The organism is Rhizobium sp. OAE497 (assembly GCF_040546565.1).
Classification (GTDB): Bacteria; Pseudomonadota; Alphaproteobacteria; order Rhizobiales; family Rhizobiaceae; genus Rhizobium.
The window spans coordinates 959,598-978,269 of record NZ_JBEPOA010000002.1 but is presented as its reverse complement, the minus strand read 5'-3'; the positions used below and the strand labels follow the sequence as shown (position 1 = coordinate 978,269).

At 62.7% G+C, this 18,672-nt stretch carries 16 protein-coding genes and 1 pseudogene; 11 read left to right on the top strand and 6 right to left on the bottom strand.

The window, feature by feature from the left end; translation table 11 throughout:
- The first annotated feature begins 5 nt into the window (after positions 1–5).
- Positions 6–1,520 (top strand): gluzincin family metallopeptidase, encoded by a 1,515-nt coding sequence (locus ABIE40_RS24155; RefSeq protein WP_199628185.1) that lies wholly within the window; start codon positions 6–8, stop codon positions 1,518–1,520.
- 3 nt (positions 1,521–1,523) lie between these two features.
- On the opposite strand, the gene ABIE40_RS24150 is transcribed toward ABIE40_RS24155, so the two are convergent.
- Both ABIE40_RS24150 and ABIE40_RS24145 read right to left on the bottom strand, forming a co-directional pair.
- Positions 1,524–2,438 (bottom strand): proline iminopeptidase-family hydrolase, encoded by a 915-nt coding sequence (locus tag ABIE40_RS24150; RefSeq protein WP_199628186.1) that lies wholly within the window; start codon positions 2,436–2,438, stop codon positions 1,524–1,526.
- Between the two features lie 53 nt (positions 2,439–2,491).
- Positions 2,492–3,274 (bottom strand): LuxR family transcriptional regulator, encoded by a 783-nt coding sequence (locus ABIE40_RS24145; protein WP_112711321.1) that lies wholly within the window; start codon positions 3,272–3,274, stop codon positions 2,492–2,494.
- Positions 3,275–3,396: 122 nt separating this feature from the next.
- Between ABIE40_RS24145 and ABIE40_RS24140 the strand changes: the two genes are divergently transcribed.
- From ABIE40_RS24140 to ABIE40_RS24110, 7 genes and pseudogenes are all read left to right on the top strand, one after another.
- Complete coding sequence (locus ABIE40_RS24140) at positions 3,397–4,287, top strand: proline iminopeptidase-family hydrolase (RefSeq protein WP_199628187.1); 891 nt, start codon at positions 3,397–3,399, stop codon at positions 4,285–4,287.
- A 51-nt stretch (positions 4,288–4,338) separates the two neighbouring features.
- Entirely contained in the window at positions 4,339–5,277 is a 939-nt protein-coding gene (locus ABIE40_RS24135) for an ABC transporter permease (protein WP_112711091.1), read from the top strand.
- Positions 5,274–5,771: pseudogene (locus ABIE40_RS24130) on the top strand (ABC transporter permease); the annotation flags it as partial. The gene ABIE40_RS24135 and the pseudogene ABIE40_RS24130, both read left to right, overlap by 4 nt.
- 6 nt (positions 5,772–5,777) lie before the next feature.
- Positions 5,778–7,472, top strand: a complete 1,695-nt coding sequence (locus ABIE40_RS24125) for a dipeptide ABC transporter ATP-binding protein (protein ID WP_502944825.1) — start codon at positions 5,778–5,780, stop codon at positions 7,470–7,472.
- Positions 7,473–7,490: 18 nt separating this feature from the next.
- Complete coding sequence (locus ABIE40_RS24120; RefSeq protein WP_199628189.1) at positions 7,491–9,005, top strand: ABC transporter substrate-binding protein; 1,515 nt, start codon at positions 7,491–7,493, stop codon at positions 9,003–9,005.
- 68 nt (positions 9,006–9,073) lie between these two features.
- Entirely contained in the window at positions 9,074–10,117 is a 1,044-nt protein-coding gene (locus tag ABIE40_RS24115) for an amidase (protein WP_199628190.1), read from the top strand.
- The gene (locus ABIE40_RS24110) at positions 10,118–10,420 is read left to right on the top strand and encodes an amidase family protein (RefSeq protein ID WP_354541155.1); all 303 of its coding nucleotides are present in this window, start codon (positions 10,118–10,120) and stop codon (positions 10,418–10,420) included.
- Between the two features lie 17 nt (positions 10,421–10,437).
- Here ABIE40_RS24110 and eglC read toward each other — a convergent pair whose 3' ends face one another.
- Together eglC and ABIE40_RS24100 are read right to left on the bottom strand one after the other, a co-directional pair.
- Positions 10,438–11,856, bottom strand: coding sequence for an endo-1,3-1,4-beta-glycanase EglC (gene eglC, locus ABIE40_RS24105; RefSeq protein ID WP_199628192.1), 1,419 nt, complete (start codon positions 11,854–11,856; stop codon positions 10,438–10,440).
- 298 nt (positions 11,857–12,154) lie between these two features.
- Positions 12,155–13,159 carry a GlxA family transcriptional regulator gene (locus tag ABIE40_RS24100; RefSeq protein ID WP_199628193.1) on the bottom strand — a complete coding sequence of 335 codons (1,005 nt, stop codon included), beginning with the start codon at positions 13,157–13,159 and terminating at the stop codon, positions 12,155–12,157.
- Between the two features lie 232 nt (positions 13,160–13,391).
- Here ABIE40_RS24100 and ABIE40_RS24095 point away from each other — a divergent pair, with 232 nt between their 5' ends.
- From ABIE40_RS24095 to ABIE40_RS24085, 3 genes are all read left to right on the top strand, one after another.
- Entirely contained in the window at positions 13,392–15,491 is a 2,100-nt protein-coding gene (locus ABIE40_RS24095; RefSeq protein WP_354541132.1) for a putative bifunctional diguanylate cyclase/phosphodiesterase, read from the top strand.
- Positions 15,492–15,571: 80 nt separating this feature from the next.
- Positions 15,572–15,781, top strand: a complete 210-nt coding sequence (locus ABIE40_RS24090; RefSeq protein WP_199628194.1) for a hypothetical protein — start codon at positions 15,572–15,574, stop codon at positions 15,779–15,781.
- Positions 15,782–15,926: 145 nt separating this feature from the next.
- Positions 15,927–16,757 carry an inositol monophosphatase family protein gene (locus tag ABIE40_RS24085; protein WP_199628195.1) on the top strand — a complete coding sequence of 277 codons (831 nt, stop codon included), beginning with the start codon at positions 15,927–15,929 and terminating at the stop codon, positions 16,755–16,757.
- Here ABIE40_RS24085 and ABIE40_RS24080 read toward each other — a convergent pair.
- The gene (locus ABIE40_RS24080) at positions 16,754–17,602 is read right to left on the bottom strand and encodes a glycerophosphodiester phosphodiesterase (RefSeq protein ID WP_199628196.1); all 849 of its coding nucleotides are present in this window, start codon (positions 17,600–17,602) and stop codon (positions 16,754–16,756) included. The genes ABIE40_RS24085 and ABIE40_RS24080 overlap by 4 nt on opposite strands.
- Positions 17,595–18,671: an ABC transporter ATP-binding protein gene (locus tag ABIE40_RS24075; RefSeq protein WP_199628197.1), complete on the bottom strand. Its 1,077-nt coding sequence runs from the start codon at positions 18,669–18,671 to the stop codon at positions 17,595–17,597. The genes ABIE40_RS24080 and ABIE40_RS24075 overlap by 8 nt, the downstream gene beginning before the upstream one ends.
- Position 18,672: the final 1 nt, after the last annotated feature.

The window sequence follows — 18,672 nt, the reverse complement described above, 5'->3', positions numbered from 1 at the left end:
AGACAATGACCTACGCCAGTTTTGAAGCTGAGATCGCCCGGATCAACGATGTGCTTTGCGCCGTGAACCTGCTGACCTGGGATGCCCGCACGATGATGCCTCCGGGCGGTGTCGATGCCCGCGGCAAGCAGATCGCCACGCTGGTCGGCCTCGCCCGCGATCTCGCGACCGGCGACAGCCTTCAGCGCGCCATCGAGGATGCGCGGGCCGAACTCGCGGGCGCCGCACCCGGCGACAGCCGCAGGCTTGCCGTCGAGCAGGCCGCCGAAGCGATCGGCACCCTGTCACGCATTCCGGCAAAGCTGGTCAGCGACGCGGCCGAGCTGAACACCGTTGCCCAGGCGGCCTGGAGCAAGGCGCGTGCCGCCAATGATTTTGCGGCCTTCGCGCCGATGCTGGAACGGACGATGGAGATGCAGCGCGAGATCGCTGCAGCGATCGGCTATGCCGAGCATCCTTATGACGCGCTTGTCGGCACTTACGAGCCCGGTATGACCTGGTCGCGGCTACAGGCGATCTACGGAGAGCTGCGCGGCGGCCTGCTTCCGCTGCTCGCCCGGGCCAAAGAAGCGAGCGTTCGCTCCGAAATTCTCGACCGGGCCTATCCGGTCGAGAAACAGCGCGCCTTCTCCAGCCTGATCTCCAGCCGCTTCGGCTACGACTTCAACCGCGGCCGCCTGGACGACACCGTCCATCCTTTCGAGATTTCCTTCACCCGCTCGGATGTGCGCATCACCGGCCGCTTCCGCGAGACCTGGCTGCCGGGCGGCCTGTTTGCCGTTTGGCACGAGGCCGGTCACGGCATGTACGAGCAGGGTATATCGGAGGAATTCAGCCGCTCGGTCTTCACCACCGATTTCGTCAATCTCTACGCCGTCGGCGGCACCAGCTTCGGCACCCATGAATCGCAATCGCGCCTCTGGGAGAACCGCGTCGGCCGGTCGCGCCGCTTCTGGGAGCTGAATTTCGCCGACCTGCAGAAGACCTTCCCCGACCAGCTCTCGGACGTCACGCCCGAGGATTTCTGGCGGGCCGTCAACGCCGCCCGCCCCGGCTTCATCCGCGTCGAGGCCGATGAACTGACCTACGACATGCACATCATGCTTCGCTCCGAAATCGAGGCAGGGCTGATGGCGGGCGACATCCGGGTGAGTGAGCTGCCGGCGATCTGGCGGGAGAAGATCAAATCCTATCTCGGCCTCCATGTGCCCTCCGATACGCTCGGCGTGCTGCAGGACGTTCACTGGTCCTCCGGCATGGTCGGCTCTTTCCCGACCTATACGATCGGCAACATCATGTCCTCGCAGTTCTTCGCCGCCGCCTGCAAGGAGCGCGCCATCGCCGACGGGCTTGAGAGCGGCGATTACCTGCCGCTGAAGACCTGGCTGAACGGCAACGTCCACCAGTTCGGCCGCTCGAAGAGCGCGAGCCAGCTGCTGATGGATGCGACGGGATCGGATCTGTCGACCACGGCCTATATCGCCGACCTCGCACGCAAGGTCGACGATCTCACCGCGTGATCGTCAATCGTATTTCGACAGGAAGCCGGAGACGGTGGCGAGGCAAAGCTCCTTTTCCTCGACATGCGGCATATGGCTGGAATGCTCGAAGAGCACCCATTCGCAGCCCTTGACCCGGTCGACATAGGGCTTGACCACGAGCGGCGTCGCCTCGTCGTGTTTGCCGGAGATCAGCAGCGTCGGCGCCTCGATCAGCGGCAGCCGGTCCTCGATTGTCCAGTCCTTCATCGTGCCGATGACGTGGAATTCCGTCGGGCCGTTCATGTTGCGGTAGACGGTATTGTCCTCGTCCATAGCCGAGAAAGTGCGCGCCACATCGTCCGGCCAGGGCGTGACGCGGCAGACATGCCGGTCGTAGAAGACACGCGAGGCGGTGATATATTCGGGATCGGTGATCGTTCCGGCTTCTTCGTGCTTCAGCAGCGTGTCCTGCACATCCTGCGGCAGCTCTTTGCGCAGGCGATTGGCCTCCGCGACCCACGTATGCATGTTGGCGGGCGAATTGGCGATGACGAGGGCCTTCAGGCCCTTCGGCTGGCGCACCGCATGTTCGGCGCCGAGCATCCCGCCCCAGGACTGGCCGAGAAAGGCGTAGCGGTCCTGAATGCCGAGATGCTTCAGGAGCGTATCGAGCTCTTCGAGGAACAGCGCCGGCGTCCAGAAATCCGGCCCCTTCTCAGGGAGCCGCGTCGAATGTCCGTTGCCGAGCTGGTCGTAATGGATGACGGCACGGCCATCGAGCGCGGCGATACCCTTGAAGGAATCGACATAATCGTGCGTGCAGCCGGGACCGCCATGAGCAACAACGAGCGGCAGCTTTCCCGAATCCAGTGAACCGGTGATGCGATACCAGGTGCGGTAATCGCGAAAGGGCAGATAGGCTTCTGTCGTCTGAACGGCGGCCACTGGCGTCTCCATCGTGGGGCAATGATGGAAAAAGCATAGCGGCGGCGCAAAGCCGAAGGCAGCTATCAGAAGTTATAGGATGGACGATCGTCGAGAAGCCGGTAATGCGTGGCGCGCACGACCGCCTGCGTGCGGTTACGGGCGCCGAGCTTCTTGGCCGCGGCATTGAGATGCATCACCACAGTCGGCACCGACCGGTCGATGATCCTCGATATCTCCTTGGCCGAAAGGCCTTCGGCGGAATAGCGCAGGCATTCGCGCTCGCGCTCCGTCAGGCGGATCTTGCCGACGCTGCGGGCCTCGGCATCGAAGAGCGAGAAGGCGGCCTCGTGGAAGACATGCGCCAGGAGATTGAAATCGGCGATATAGCGCAGCGCATGCTGCTCGAAATCGCCATTGGCGCCAAAGCGGATGCCGGTCACCGTCGCATAGTCGCCGCCCGGCATATGGACCGGCACGGTTACACCCGTCGACATGTCGCGTTCGTTGAGAAAGCGGGTCACAGGCGCCGTATCGGCGCTCATGAAGCGGCTGATCGGCGTGTCGGCGTCTGCGTCATAGTTCCAGTAGAACGGCGCCGACGTCCGCAGCGCCACCTGCTGCACCGGGTCTATACGAAAATAGCCGCGGTCGAACCAATATTCCCGCATGTCTTCGGAAATGTTGCGCAGCTTCAGCAGCGACGGGATCATTACCTCGCCGTCGAGATCGTAAGGCACCGGCGTATAGTCGTAGATCAGGGCCTCGAAACCGAGTGCCTTCATGGCCTCGAAAACCTGGTCGATCCGCCCCTCCAGCGTCTGGTGGGCTGAGAATTGCCGTCTGATCGTGCCGATCTCGTCAAGCATGGCAGGCTCCATCGGTGGCTCACCACCTATCACTTCTTATAGCTGGCAAAGACTGCGGTTTAAGATAAAAATTTAGCCATGCCCAATTATTGAGCAAGCGAAATCTTCTGCCGGAGCGGTCAATGTGGCGTGAAATCGAGCCTGAGGCGCGACATGAAATCGAGGTCGACGGCCACAAGGTCGTAGCCTACAGCTTCGGCAGCGGAAGCGAAACGGTTTTCTGCCTGAATGGCGGCCCCGGCCTGCCCTGCGATTATCTGCGCGAAGCCCATTCCTGTCTGATCGACAAGGGCTACCGCGTCGTCGCCTTCGACCAGCTCGGCACCGGCGCTTCGGACCGCCCGACCGACGCCTCGCTGTGGACGATCGGCCGCTATGTCGAGGAGACGGAGACCGTGCGCAAGGCGCTCGGCCTCGGCAAGGTCCATATGCTCGGCCATTCCTGGGGCGGCTGGCTGGCGATCGACTATGCGCTGACCTATCCCGAAAACCTCCAGACGCTCATTCTCGAAGATACCGTCGCCGACATGCCGCATCTGATCTTGGAACTGGAGCGGCTGCGCGCCGCGCTCGGTCCGGAAACGGTGTCGATGATGCAGAAGCATGAGGCGCAGGGCACCTACAATCATCCGGAATATCTGGCCGCCGTGACGATCCTCAATTATCGCCACGTCTGCCGCCTGCCGGAATGGCCCGCCCCCGTGCGTCGCTCGCTCGACGACTGGAACATGGGTCCCTACGAGACCATGCAGGGGCCGAACGAGTTTCTCTATATCGGCAATCTGAAGGACTGGAACCGCATTCCCGACCTGCCGCGCGTGACTGTCCCGGTACTGATTACCACCGGCGAACACGACGAACTGACGCCGGCCTGCGCGCTCAGGATGAAACTGGCTCTGCCGAATGCCGAACTCAAGGTCTTCGCCAATGCCAGCCACATGCCCTTCTACGAGAACCCGCAGGATTATTATCCGGCGCTGATCGATTTCCTGTCGCGGCATGGGGCAAGCTGATGCAGTGTAGCGAGATCGAAGCCCGGCGAAGACAGGGGGGCCAGCGCCGCCATGCATCGTTATAAATTCATATTGACCCGTCCATTTCAGTTTCTGCCTGTTATTTTCGGCATTAGCGTTATCACTTTCATCCTCGTGCGCCTGATCCCCGGAGACCCGGCCCGCAATATTCTCGGCACCCGCGCCACACCGACCGCTCTTGCCAATATCCGCGCCCAATACGGCCTCGACCAGCCGATGTGGCTGCAATATTTCTACTTCCTGAAGAACCTCGCGAATGGCGAGATGGGCAAGTCGATCCTCTACAAGATCGACGTCCTGCCGCTGATCGCCACCCGCATCGAGCCGACCATCGCGCTGGTTCTCACAAGCGTCATCCTGTCGATCCTGATCGCCGTGCCGATGTCGGCGATTGCGGCGCGAAATGCCGGCCGCGCTCCCGACCATGCGGTGCGCGTCATCTCCACCTTCGGCATCGGCTTTCCGCCATTCTGGCTCGGCCTGATGCTGATCATCCTCTTCAGCGTCGAACTCGGCATTCTACCGGTCTCCGGCTACGGGACCACGCTCGGCGACAAACTCTCGCATCTGATCCTGCCAAGCCTCACCGTGGCGCTGTCGCTCTCGACGGTGCTGACCCGCAGCCTGCGCTCGGCGATGATCGAAGCCCTGAAATCCGATGTGGCAACGGCTGCTCGCGCCCGCGGCATGCCTGAAAGCATCGTCTTCTGGCGCCATGTGCTGCCGAATTCGCTGGTACCGACGATCAATCTGCTCGCCGTCAATATCGGGTGGCTGATCGGCGGCACCGTGGTGGTCGAAAGCGTCTTCGCCCTGCCCGGCATGGGCCAGCTTCTGGTGCGCGCCATCTTCTCGCGCGACTATATGGTGGTTCAGGGCGTCGCCATGACATTCGCCTGCGCCACCGTTCTCGTCAATTTCCTGGCTGACATCGTCACCGTCGCCGTCGATCCGAGAGTGAAGCTATGAGCGTCGGCACCTTCTCTCCCGCGCCAATTGCCTGGCGCCGTTTCTTCGGCCGCCGCCTGACGCTGGTCATCGGCGCCGGCATGCTGCTGTTCTTCCTGCTGCTGGCGATCGGCGCACCCATCATCGCGCCCTATGACCCTATCCTGCAGAACGCCGACGCCCGGCTGCAGTCGCCGTCACTGGCGCATCTGTTCGGCACCGACAATTTCGGCCGTGACATCCTCTCGCGTGTCATCTGGGGCACGCGCATCGACTTGCAGATCGCCGTCATCGGCGTGCTTTTCCCGTTTCTGATCGGCACGACTGTCGGCACCATCGCCGGCTTCTTCGGCGGCATCGTCGATGCCATCTTCATGCGCATTGTCGATATCATCCTCGCCTTCCCGTTCCTGGTGCTGATGCTGTCGATCATCGCCATTCTCGGACCGGGACTGAGCAGCTTCTATATCGCCATGGCGCTGGTCGGCTGGGTCTCCTATGCCCGCCTGATCCGCGCGCAGATGTTGGTCCGCGACCTGACGGTCAAGGTCCATCTCGACGGCGGGACGCGAACGCTGATCGACAATGTCGCGCTCGATCTCACCAAGGGCGAGATCCTTGGCCTCGTCGGCGAAAGCGGCTCGGGCAAGAGCCTGCTCTGCCGCTCGCTGGTGCGGCTGATGCCGTCGTCGCTGATCAAGATCGAGCAGGGCACGGTCCTTCTCGAAGGCCGCGATCTCACCGCCGTCAGCGATGCCGAAATGCTGGAGGTCCGCGGCGGCGAGATCGGCATGATCTTCCAGAACCCGACCAGCCATCTCGACCCCGTCATGCGGATCGGCGACCAGATCGCCGAGGGCATCCGCTATCATCAGGGACTGGGCGCAAGAGAGGCACGGGCCGCCGCCGTCGAAATCCTGACGCAGGTCGGCTTTCCCGATCCCACCAGGCAATATGACAGCTATCCGCACGAGTTTTCCGGCGGCATGCGCCAGCGCGCCATGATTGGTGTGGCACTATCGTGTAACCCCAAGATTCTGATCGCCGACGAACCGACGACGGCCCTCGACGTCACGATCCAGGCGCAGATCCTGAAGCTCCTGATGGATATCCGCGACAAGCGCGGGCTGTCGATCATCCTCATCACCCACGATCTCGGCATCGTCGCCCAGACCTGCGACCGCATCGCGGTGATGCGCAACGGCAAGCTCCTGGAACAGGGGCCGAAGCGGACGATCCTGTCGCGCCCGCAGGATCCCTACACGATCAACCTGATCAACAGCCACCCCTCGATGCCCGATGAGGCGGCACCGCCCGTAGTCGTGATCGCGCCAGCCGAGACAGCCGTTCGCCCGCTGCTCGAAATCGACGATCTCCATGTGCGCTTCAAGACCGGCGGCAGCCTGTTCAAGGCGAGCACCAAGACCGTGAGTGCCGTTGCCGGTGTGAGCCTGCGCGTCATGCCCGGCGAGACAATCGGCATCGTCGGCGAGTCCGGCAGCGGCAAGAGCACACTGGCGCGGGCCATCTTGGGCCTGACCCCGATTTCCGCAGGCCACGTTTCCTTCGACGGCATCGATCTGGCGCAGCAGCAAACCGCCGGCCTTGCGAAGCTGAGACGCGAAGCGGCCATGGTCTTCCAGGATCCCTATAATGCGCTGAACCCGCGGCTCACCATCGGCCAGATGCTCGGTGAAGTGCTGAAGGTTCAGGGCAAGGTGCCGGCCGCCGGCATTCCGGCACGGATCGGCGAACTGCTCGATCTCGTCGGGCTGGAGCGTGAATTCGCCAACCGCAAACCGCGCAGCATGAGCGGCGGCCAGTGCCAGCGCGCCGGTATCGCCCGGGCGCTGGCCGTCGATCCGAAGCTTGTTATCGCTGACGAATGCGTTGCGGCGCTCGACGTGACGATCCAGGCGCAGATCATCGCGCTGTTCCGCGAACTGACGGCGAAGATGAACCTGACGCTGATGTTCATCGCCCACGACCTGGCGATCGTTCGCAATCTCTGCGAACGCGTCGTCGTCATGTATCACGGCGAAATCGTCGAGGAGGGGCTCTCCGAAGAGGTCTTCTCGCGGCCGAAGCATCCCTATACCGCGGCGCTCATTGCCGCCATTCCCGACATCGATCCCGACCGGCCGCTTCTCGGCGGCTCTGGCCTCGGTGAAGACATGCCGTCGATACCGGCTCAGCCTGCCAAACGCATACCATAACAAAGAAGGGAACAGCACATGACCAACAGGTGGAAATCAATCGGACTTGCCGCATTCATCGCCGGCCTCTCGCTGACGGCAAGCTATGCCGAAGCAGCCGGCGTCCTGACCATCGGCCGCCGCGAGGACTCGACGACCTTCGATCCGATCAAGACGGCGCAGAACATCGACAACTGGGTGTTCTCCAACGTCTATGACGTGCTGGTGCGCGTCGACAAGACCGGCACCAAGCTGGAGCCCGGCCTTGCCGAAAGCTGGACCACCTCGGAAGACGGCCTCACCTATGTCTTCAAGATCCGCGACGCCAAGTTCTCCGACGGATCGCCGCTGACGGCCGAAGACGCCGCCTTCAGCCTGCTGCGCATCCGCGACGATCCGGCATCGCTCTGGAGCGACAGCTACAAGGTGATTGACACCGCCGTCGCCACCGATCCGCATACGCTGACGATCAAGCTCAAAAACCCATCGGCGCCGTTCCTGTCGACGCTGGCACTGCCGAACGCCTCGGTCATCTCCAAGGCAGGCATGGAATCGCTGGGGCCTGACGCCTATGCCGAAAAGCCGATCGGATCCGGTGCTTTCACCGTCGATGAATGGCGCCGCGGCGACCGTATCATCCTGAAGAAGAACCCGAATTTCTGGCAGGCCGACCGCGTCAAGCTCGACGGCGTCGAGTGGATCTCGGTTCCCGACGACAACACCCGCATGCTGAACGTCCAGGCTGGCCAGCTCGATGCGGCGATCTTCGTGCCCTTCTCGCGCGTCGAGGAGATGAAGAAGGATCCGAACCTCAACGTCCTCATCGATCCGTCGACCCGCGAAGATCACCTCCTGATCAACCATGCCCATGGAGATCTCGGCAAGAAGGAGGTTCGGCAGGCGCTCGATCTCGCCATCGACAAGAAGGCGATCGTCGATGCCGTGACCTTCGGCCAGGGTACCGTTGCCAATTCCTATATCCCGAAGGGCGCCCTCTACTATTACGCCGACAACCTGCAGCGCCCCTATGATCCTGAAAAGGCAAAGAAGATGCTGGCCGACGCCGGCGTTTCCAACCTGACGCTGAACTACCTCATCCGCGCCGGCGACGAAGTGGACGAGCAGACCGCGGTTCTCGTGCAGCAGCAGCTCGCCAAGGCCGGCATCACCGCCAACCTGCAGAAGGTCGATCCGAGCCAGGAATGGGACATGACGGTGGCCGGCGATTATGACATCTCGGTCAATTACTGGACCAACGATATCCTCGACCCGGACCAGAAGACCACCTTCGTGCTCGGCCATGACTCCAACAACAACTACTCGACCAACTACAAGAACGAGGCTGTGAAGGAACTGGTCGCCAAGGCCCGCCTTGAACTCGACCCGAAGAAGCGCGAGCAGATGTATGTCGACCTGCAGAAGACGGCGAAGGACGACGTCAACTGGATCGACCTCTACTACAGCCCCTACATCAACGTGGCGCGCAAGAATGTCGAGAACTTCTACCAGAACCCGCTCGGCCGCTTCTTCCTGGAAGACACCGTCAAGAACTGAGGCATAGAGCTGAACACCGCGTTCCGCCGCTGATCGGCGGCGGAACGTTCTTCCTGGAGGAGCGGGCGATGGCTACCGATGAAACCGCCTTTATGAGCGTGAGCGAACTCGGGCGCGCCTATCGCGCCGGCACGCTGTCGCCAGTCGATGTCGTCACCGCCGCGCTTCAGCGGCTTGAGGCGCTCGAACCCAGCCTCAACGCCGTCGCCCACCGGCTGGACGCATCGGCACTGGCAGAAGCCGGGCGGGCAGCGGAAGAGCTGCGCGCCGGCAACGATCGCGGTCCGCTGCATGGCATTCCTGTTGCGATCAAGGACCTGATCGAGGTCGAAGGCGCGCCAACCGGCTATGGCAGCAAGGTGCGCGCACCTGTGATCGCAGACGCGGACGCTCTGCTGGTACAGCGGCTGAGGCAGGCCGGCGCGATCATCTTCTGCAAGGCGAACCTGCTCGAATACGCCTATGGCATTGCCCATCCCGATATCGGACAGACCAACAATCCGCATGATACCGGACGCACCTCCGGCGGCTCCAGCGGCGGGTCGGCGGCGCTGGTTGCCGCGGGCATCGTGCCGCTGGCGATCGGCACGGATACCGGCGGCTCGATCCGCATCCCCGCCTCCTATTGCGGCATTGCCGGACTGAAGCCGAGCTTCGGCCTCGTGCCGCTCGACGGCGTCTTCCCGCTGTCCTGGACGCTCGACCATGCAGGGCCGCTCGCCCGCGATGTCGCCGATACGGCGCTACTGCTCGAAGCGCTGAGCGCCACTCCCCTGCCGCTGACCCCGCCATCGGTATCAGGCATCCGGATCGGCGCGGTGCGCTTTCACTGCGAGAGCCCCGAGCTGACACCGGCGGTCGCCGCCAATCTTGTCTGGGCGCTCGATCGTCTCGCCGCGGCCGGAGCCATCGTCAAGCCGATCGACATTTCGGAACTCGCCCGCGCCAATTCCGAACTGCGCCGCATCATCCTGCCCGAAGCCTCCGTCATCCACGCACCGCTCCACGCCGAAAATCCGGCGGGCTATGCACCGCGCACCCGGGCGCAGGTCAAAGCCGGTTTCGAGGCGAAAGCCGTCGATTATCTGCGCGCCCAGGGTTTCCGTGCCTAACTGCGCAATGCCGTCGAAGCGGCTTTCGGTGATGTGGATGTGCTGATCGGTCCGAGCGTGCCCTTCCCGTCCCCGGTCGAGGATCCTGAATTCACCGAGGATGGCGAGGAAGGCGAAATGCTCTCCAGCGGCTTTGCCAACATGACCGGCCAGCCCTCTATCAGCATTCCCTCCGGCATGGACGGCCACCTGCCGCTCGGCCTGCAGCTGACGGCACCGCTCGGCGCCGACCACCGCCTGCTGCAGATCGCCTTCAGCGTCGAGACGGCGCTCGCAGCATGGCGAAAGCCGTCCCGCGCTTAGAGGCTGGTGCTGATCACCTACACATAAAACTCCACCGCCGGCTCCGGTGGCACCGTGTTGTCGGTCAGTTCATAGGCTCGGATATAATCGATGTTCATCTCCGAGCCTCCCGCCAGACCATCTGCGGGTGAGCCTGCGGCGCCGCCGACGGCGAGGTTGACGAGCATGTACATCGGGTCGTGCATGTCGTCGGGGGTATCTGCCTGGGCGACGGCGACGTCGTCGAAATACCAGGTGATGTGGTCCTCGTCCCAGAGGACGCCGTAGTTGTGAAAGCCTTCGGTACTTGCGACTTTCACCGGCGTTGAATCGATGATGTGCGAGCCGCCGTCGTCGCTATGGACCGTCACGTTGACCGTGTTCGGATCCTGGCCGCGCATTTCCACGACATCGAGCTCTGGCGGCCATGAGCCGTCTTCCGGCAGCAGCCAGAAGGCTGGCCAGACACCCTGATCATCCGGCATGTCGGCGCGGATTTCGAAATAGCCGTAGGTCTGCGAGAAGGAGGAATGGGTGTTGAGGAGGCCCGAAGTGTAGTCGTAGCCGTCGATCTTCTGCTGCAAGGCCGCCGATGCCGGGTTTGCGGAGATCGTCAGGATGCCGTCGTTGACGCTGAAGGGATCGGCGGATGCCGTCGGTTCGTAGGATGGGTTGATGTACCATTGCTGCTCGCCGTTGCCGCTCAGGGTTCCGCCGCGCTCCGGCGCCCACCAGAACTTGGCATCCCAAGTGCCCTGATCGCCATCTCTCAGCGACAGGCTGTCGAAGTCGTCGTTGAACGAGAGCGAAAGATGCGAGCGGTCGAGCGTCAGCTGGAATTGGGCGGCGCTCAGCTGATCGATATCGGCATTGGCGAGAACCAGGCTCTCGCCGTTGCCGGTGTCGATGCGGACATCGGCGCCCTCCTGCGTCGAATGCGCGACGAGATCGGCAAAGGACGAGAAGCTGTCCATCCGGATCACGTCGTCGGCGCCGAAATCGGTGATCAGATCGCTGCCACTACCGTGGTTGAAGACGAAGGTATCCGCCCCGCCGCCGCCGATCAGCACATCGTTGCCCGCGCCGCCATCGATCGTCTGGCTGCCTGAGGCGCCGGAGATGATATTGTCGCCGTCATTGCCGAAGGCATAGCGGCCGTTGCCCGTCACCGTCAGGTTCTCGAAGTTTTCGGGCAGCGTGTAGTCCATCCAGGTATTGATCGTATCCGTGCCGGAATCGGCCTGCTCCACCGCGGTGTTCTTGGCGGAATAGAGGTAATAGATGTCATCGCCGGTGCCGCCCTGCATGGAGACTTTTACGGCGCTGTCGCCCCACATGGAGTCATTGCCCGCCGCGCCCGTCTGGACCGGGCCGGCCTTGGTTGCGGAGAACCATGCGGTCGATGAGCCGCTGTAATAGAGGGGTCTGCCGACGGCGTTCACGATAGAAGTGGTCATCTCAGCTCCTTCGGTGGATTCTGGCTGGCCGCTTGGGATCGGCTTTCAGCCGTTCTTCGCGCATTCCAGCGCGACTACAAACGAAGGTTGAGGCATTGATTGCAGAAAGGCGAGCGCTAATGGATGGCGCGAGACCAGCGCGACATTGTCTTGCCAACGTGCCGTTAACGCCGCAGCGCCCCGAAATGAAAGCGAGCGGCGGCACTGTGCCGATACCGCACCGCAGCACGCGCTACTGAGGCTTTCCATACCGGTTTGAAGCAACGCAGCGCGCGATACTGTGGCGGCCGTTCAGGCGTCAGCTCAGAAGACCGCTGAGCTTCAGGTTCTTGCGCACCGTCGCCGGCGGCATGTCGAAGCGCTGGCGGAACTTCTTGATGAAATGCGAGGAGTTCTGGAACCCGGCGAGAATCGCGACCTCGGCGAGTGGGATCTTGGTGGTCTTGACGAGACGCATTGCCTCATCGAGCCTCACCGTCAGATAGGCCGATGCCGGGGAGACGCCGAGCGCGGTGCGGAAGGAACGCTCCAGCTGGCGCCGCGACAAGCCGCTCTGCGCGGCGATATCCTCGATATCCAGCAGGTCTTCGACATGCTGCTCCATGGTCAGCAGCGCTTTCTCGACCCGCGCATCGTCGATCGTGCCGCGCCCGAGCGGATTGCGCGGCTGCATTTCCTTGGCGTCGCGGCGGCGGGCGATCTGCAGGATTTCGAGGGCGTTCTTCTCGGCGAATTCGCCGACATGCCGATTGAGCAGGAAGGCAGCAAGATCGGCGGCACTGCTGCCGCCGGCGCAGGTGATTACCCTGCCGTCTTCGACGAAGAGCTCGTGCGAGGTGACCGAGATCTCAGGAAAACGCTCGCGGAAATCGCCATGATGCAGCCAGCTGACACAGGCCCGCTTGCCCTGCAGAAGCCCGGCCTCGGCGAGGATGAAGCTTCCGGTGCAGAGGCCGATGATCGGTACCCCTGCATGCGAGGCGTTGACGACATAGGCGACGGCCTGGCTGTCGAGCACCTCCACCTTCTCGTTGATCCGCCCGCCGACCACGACGATGTAGTCGAAATCCGTCGGCGGCTTGAGCGGCGCATTCGGCGGCACCTGCACACCAGAGCTCGAGGTCACGAAATGCTTGTCGGCGCTCATGACAAGCCAGTCGCAGGCGATCCGCCCGGAATTGTCGCGCTGGTCGCTGCCGAGCCGCAGCGTATCGACGAAGAGCGAGAAGGCGCTGAGCGTAAAATTCTTCGCAAGCAGGAAGCCGATTTTCAGCTTCAGGGAATTCGCTCTGTTTTCACGCATGGGAAAGTCCGTCCGGCAGCCTGGTCCGCCGATTATAGGATGGAAGATGAACCGGGCGCGAGATCGTTTGCGACTGCGGGCGGCGCTGGCGGCATCGTTCGAAGCAGGCGAGCGGGTGTCCCGTAGAGGCGACATTTGTACGCAGCCATACACGCCAAAAAGGACGGATTTCCTTCATGGTTGCATAAGAGGTTGTCTTTATCGTCCGGTCGAAATCAGTGAGACCCCGGCAATGACAAAGCAAGCGGCACCCTCTCCAGCACCGGCATTCGACCCCGCCGGCGACCTCGAAAACATGATTGCCGCGCTGCGCGGCCAGCATGCCGAGCTCGTCGAACGCTATGAATGGCTGGAGGCGATGATCAATCATGTGCCCGACTTCATCTATGCAAAGGACAGGCAGGGGCGTTTCCTCTTCGCCAACCGCGCGGTGGTGCTGAACAACGGCTTCGAGACCGTCGGCCAGCTGATCGGAATGACGGATGGCGAGATCCATCCACACACCCATGCCGAGGATATCGATGCGGTCGAGCAGCGCGTCATCGAGACCGGAAGCTCCGATCTCGGTGTCGAGGAACGCCGCATGAAGGGCGAAGGCTGGCTGATGATGTCGCGCGTGCCGCTGCGCGACCGCACCGGCGCAATCATCGGCGTCGTCGGCGCCTCGCGCGATATCACGGCGCGCAAGCGTGCCGAAGAGCTGATGGCGGCGCAAACGCGGCTGCTGCAGGATGTGGCGCGCGGCGTCGAGCTCAATTCCTTCCTGAAGGACGCGCAGCTGTTGCTGGAGCGGCTGCTTCCTGGGCGATCGGTCAGCATCGTTCTGGACGGAGTCGAGGAGGCCGGTATCGACGTCCCGCGAATGGAATTCCAGATTGCCTGCCGCGACGGCAGCAGTCACGGAAGTCTGTTGGTATCGGAGAGAGAATGCCTGGGGGAAGCCGGGCTTTCGGAGTTTCTGGCCGGCGTCGCCCAGACCATCGGCATTGCGATCGACCGCCATCGCGACACCGCCCGGATCGCCTTTCTCGCAGAACACGATGCGCTGACCGGCCTGCCGAACCGCACGCTGCTCGACCGCAAGCTCGGCGATCTCCTCGAGGTCGACGAGAATGCGGTCTGCGTCGCCTTCATCGATCTCGACAATTTCAAGCTGGTCAATGACAGCCTCGGCCACGCGGCAGGCGATGAGCTTCTGAAGATCGTTGCTGCGCGCATCACGGCGGAAATCGGCAGCAAGGGGCTGGTATCGCGGATCGGCGGCGACGAGTTCATCGTCGTGATCGAAGCGAGCGGCAACGATCCGTTGCCGCGGCTGCGCAAGATTGCCGATGCGATCGCCCGTCCCTGCAACATCGACGGCGTCGAGATCAGGGTGACCTGCAGCATCGGCGTCGCCTCGTCCAGGGAGCATGGGCGGGTGGCGAGCGAGCTTGTCGCCAATGCCGATATGGCGCTCTACCGCGCCAAGGATGCCGGCCGCAATGCAATCCAGCTCTTCACACCTGAAATGGCCGAGGCAGCCCGCCACAAGCTGCTGCGCATCGACGATCTTCGCCGCGCCGTGACTGACGATCAATTCCTGCTGCATTTCCAGCCGCAGAAGCATATCGCCAGCGGCGAGATTTCGGGCATCGAGGCGCTGCTGCGCTGGCAGCATCCGCAGGCGGGGCTGATCTCGCCGGCTGAGTTCATTCCGCTTGCCGAAGAGACCGGGCTGATCGTCGAACTCGGCGAAATCGTACTCGACAAGGCCTGCCGCCAGCTGCGGGCGTGGTTGGATAGCGGCCTGCCCGCGGTGCGCATGGCGGTTAACGTGTCTGCACGGCAGTTCCGCGAGCCGTCGCTTCCCGCGAAAGTCGCGGCAGCGCTCTCCGCCTCGGGCCTCGACCCGGCGCTTCTCGAGCTCGAACTGACCGAGAGCCTGATCATGGAAGACGTCGACGGAGCGATCGCCCGCATGCGCGAGCTGAAGCGGCTCGGCGTCAGCCTGTCGATCGATGATTTCGGAACCGGCTATTCGAGCCTCAGCACCCTGAAGCTCTTTCCGCTGTCGCGTATCAAGATCGACCGCTCGTTCATCACGGACATTCCCGGCGATCCTGGGGATATGGCGATCACCTCGGCGATCGTTGCGCTTGGACATACGCTCGATCTCGAAGTGATCGCCGAAGGCGTCGAGACCGAGGCGCAGGCGGCGTTTCTGGCGGAGACGGGTTGCGACGCATTCCAGGGCTTTCTCTTCGCCCGGCCGCTGCCCGCCGCTGATATCGGCAAACTGCTGGCAGGGTCCGTCGTGGTGGAGAAACGCAGAAAGAAACGACCGGCCTGACGCTCGGTTACAATGGGTCGCATTTGTTGACGGAACGGTAGCCGTGCCCTCGCGGTTCTCTCCTTCGAAGGAGTACACAAATGACCAAGGCAATGACCGAACCCTATTCCATCCGCACGCTGGGCCTCCAATATGGAATCGAGCCCGCCGAGGCAGAGCGGCTGCTCGCCAGGTTTGCTTGCTCGAAGGTGGAAATGGACCGGTTACTGACCGCCCGCGGCAGAACGGCAAAACATCGCCGCCGCGAGATGAGTACGCCGGTATCACAGGCAGCATTCGGCATTGGATAGGCATGCCGGCGCTTGACTGCGAAGGCTTCAGTTCCAAATGAGATCATGACCTTAAGGCATTTCGGCTTTAGGGTCGCAAAACTGTCATGTCCCTCTGCAATGGGTCGGCATGCAAATGGAATAGAATCCTTCCCCACAGGTTCCCATGACATCTCCCAGTGCCGAACATCGCCTCCCGCCAGGCGCCTCAGAACGCCTTCAGCTGCTCGCAAGCGCCGTCCTCAAGGCGGGTGAGCTCGCCAGATCCTCGCTCAAGCGCCGCCGCATTACCGAGATGCTCGCCAAGGCGCCGCGCGATTATCAAACGGAAATCGATGTCGCCGTGGAGCGCATCATCGTCGATGAGATGGTGAAGGCCTTCCCGGATTATGCGATCCAGGGCGAGGAAGCGGTCGGCAACCGTCAGGCCGGGCCGGATACGCCTGTCATCTACATCGATCCGATCGACGGCACCACGAACTATGCCTGGGGCATTCCGCATTTCGGCATGACGATCTCGATTGCCGAACATGGCAAGGTCGTCGCCGGCGTGGTCTATGACGCGATGCTCGACGAACTCTTCAGCGCCGAAGCGGGCCGCGGCGCCTATCTCAACGGCGAGAAGATCAGCTGCATCGACAATGGAGACATCGAGAACGTCCTGATCGGTGCCGGTCTTCCTGTTCCCGGCCAGGTCAAGGCGGTGAAGAAGGAAACCTATCTGTCGGCCCTGCAGCGGCTGATGGATCAGACGGCCGGTGTGAGACGGCTGGGCTCGGCAGCACTCTCCATCGCCTATGTCGCCTGCGGCCGCCTCGATGGCTTCTTCGAAGATGGCCTGTCACTGCATGACTATGGCGCATCGGCCTTGCTTGTCGAAGAAGCGGGCGGCAATGTTTCCGCCTTCTCGGGCGGCCCGGTAACGCCGAATGGCGATATCCTCGCGGCAAACACCGCGGTCCATTCCTGGCTCGTGGACGGCTTGCGCGAAGGCTAGTGACTGGACGCGATCAATGCCTCGAGGCCAACCGGGTCATCGGTGGTGATCTGGTCGGCCTTCAGCGCCAGCAGGCGGCGAACATCCGGCAGGACATCGGGAATGGCGCGATTGATCGTATAGGCGTCGATCGTCCGGCCCGCCTGGTGGAAGGCGCCGATCATGTCGAAGCCCGCCGCATCGGCAAATAGCACCAGCTTGTGATGCAGATAGATCATCGTTGCCTTCGGCGATGCTTCAATTGCGCCGGCGACGAAGCCCGCGAAATCGCGGCTTTCCATGAGACGCTCGATGGCGCCGTCATGGCAGGGATCGTAGCCGACGGGCATGGCCGGGACGGCGCGCGACAAACGCTCGACAGCCACCGCATCACCTCCTGAAAGAATGACCGATTTCGCCACCGGCGCGATCGCCTTGGCAAACGCGGCGACATCAGCTTCGCTGATGCGGACGGAATACTCCTTGAGATCGAGCTGCAGCACCGCCTCCGGATGGCAATCGATCTCCTCGAGCAAGCGTCCGAGATCGTCGATCAGCATGACCGGATTGCCGGTCGGCTGGCCTTTGTGGTCGCGAAGATAGAGGCTGCGGAGATAGTCGGGCGAGGCATCGGCGACAGCGCCCTCCCCCGTCGTCGCTGGATGCAGCACGTCGTCATGCAGGACGGCAAAGCCGTCGCCCGCAAAGCAGACGAGATCGATCTCGACGCTCGCGCCAAGCGCCATGCCCTCGGCGATCCGCTGGCGCGTGAAGGAGATATCACCGGCCTGCCGGTGGCCGCGGTGCCACTTCAGCCAGGTGAGATGCCCGTCCGTCTTGATTGCTACGCCCTTGGTGTCAGACATGACCGAATACTTGCCTCTGTCCCTGATGGCCGGCTTGCGGCGATTGATAGACGAGGCCGTTATCGCGGAATGCGAAGTAGGCTGCAACTTTCGGCTCGACAAAACTGCCCTTCGGCCAATTGGTATCGGGCGCGGTCATCGATTTCAGACGGCTGCCGTCGGCGAGATCGATATCGACAAGCTTGTGGGTGCCGAAATCGATCGTCCGATGCACCGATGCGGCCTTCTTCTCGGAAGGCGAAAGCGAAAGCGCCTCGGGCCGGAAGGCGATCTCCACCTCACCGTCGCTGACAGGAACAGTGAGCGGAAAGGCCGGATGCTCGCTGATCCCGTTCCTGATGGTCGTGCGGACGAAATTCATCGAGCCGATGAAGCCCGCGACAAAGGCGGTCTGCGGTTCGCGATAGATGACATCGGGCGGCGCGATCTGCTCCGTGCCGCCGTCGCGCATGACGACGATGCGATCGGCGAGCGCCAGCGCCTCATCCTGCCCGTGAGTGACGAACAGCGTGGTGATGCCGAACCGCTGCTGGATATCCTTGACCTCTTCGCGCAACCGCTCGCGCAGATGCTGATCGAGGCTGGCGAAGGGCTCGTCGAGCAGCAATATCTTCGGCTCCAGCACCAGCGAACGCGCCAGCGCGACGCGCTGCTGCTGCCCGCCGGAAAGCTGGGTCGTCTGGCGCTTGCCGTAATTCGAAAGACCGACGAGTTCGAGCGCGCCTTCGACGCGGTCGCGGATTTCCGCTTTTGGCAAATGCCGCAGCTTCAGGCCGAAGGCGATGTTGTTGAACACGTCCATATGCGTCCAGAGCGCATGGCTCTGGAACACCATGCCGGTCGGGCGCTTTTCCGGCGGGAGGCCGGTGACATCCTTGGCGTCGATCAGGATCGAACCGCCTGTCGGGCGCTCGAAGCCGCCGATCATGCGCAGCAACGTCGACTTGCCGGAGCCGGAGGGGCCGAGAAGGCAGACCAGCTCGCCATCCTCGACATCGAGCGAGAAATCGCGCACGGCGAAAGACGTACCGAAGCTCTTCGAAACGCCGTTGATCGTCAAACGTGCCATT

Bases quoted from the DNA above. Each gene is read 5' to 3' on its own strand.
- ABIE40_RS24125 (WP_502944825.1), top strand. From the start codon at position 5,778: ATGTTGGTCCGCGACCTGACGGTCAAGGTCCATCTCGACGGCGGGACG.
- ABIE40_RS24150 (WP_199628186.1), bottom strand. From the start codon at position 2,438: ATGGAGACGCCAGTGGCCGCCGTTCAGACGACAGAAGCCTATCTGCCC.
- ABIE40_RS24120 (WP_199628189.1), top strand. From the start codon at position 7,491: ATGACCAACAGGTGGAAATCAATCGGACTTGCCGCATTCATCGCCGGC.
- ABIE40_RS24140 (WP_199628187.1), top strand. From the start codon at position 3,397: ATGTGGCGTGAAATCGAGCCTGAGGCGCGACATGAAATCGAGGTCGAC.
- ABIE40_RS24155 (WP_199628185.1), top strand. From the start codon at position 6: ATGACCTACGCCAGTTTTGAAGCTGAGATCGCCCGGATCAACGATGTG.
- ABIE40_RS24090 (WP_199628194.1), top strand. From the start codon at position 15,572: ATGACCAAGGCAATGACCGAACCCTATTCCATCCGCACGCTGGGCCTC.
- ABIE40_RS24115 (WP_199628190.1), top strand. From the start codon at position 9,074: ATGGCTACCGATGAAACCGCCTTTATGAGCGTGAGCGAACTCGGGCGC.
- eglC (WP_199628192.1), bottom strand. From the start codon at position 11,856: ATGACCACTTCTATCGTGAACGCCGTCGGCAGACCCCTCTATTACAGC.
- ABIE40_RS24100 (WP_199628193.1), bottom strand. From the start codon at position 13,159: ATGCGTGAAAACAGAGCGAATTCCCTGAAGCTGAAAATCGGCTTCCTG.
- ABIE40_RS24095 (WP_354541132.1), top strand. From the start codon at position 13,392: ATGACAAAGCAAGCGGCACCCTCTCCAGCACCGGCATTCGACCCCGCC.
- ABIE40_RS24085 (WP_199628195.1), top strand. From the start codon at position 15,927: ATGACATCTCCCAGTGCCGAACATCGCCTCCCGCCAGGCGCCTCAGAA.
- ABIE40_RS24080 (WP_199628196.1), bottom strand. From the start codon at position 17,602: ATGTCTGACACCAAGGGCGTAGCAATCAAGACGGACGGGCATCTCACC.
- ABIE40_RS24145 (WP_112711321.1), bottom strand. From the start codon at position 3,274: ATGCTTGACGAGATCGGCACGATCAGACGGCAATTCTCAGCCCACCAG.
- ABIE40_RS24075 (WP_199628197.1), bottom strand. From the start codon at position 18,671: ATGGCACGTTTGACGATCAACGGCGTTTCGAAGAGCTTCGGTACGTCT.
- ABIE40_RS24135 (WP_112711091.1), top strand. From the start codon at position 4,339: ATGCATCGTTATAAATTCATATTGACCCGTCCATTTCAGTTTCTGCCT.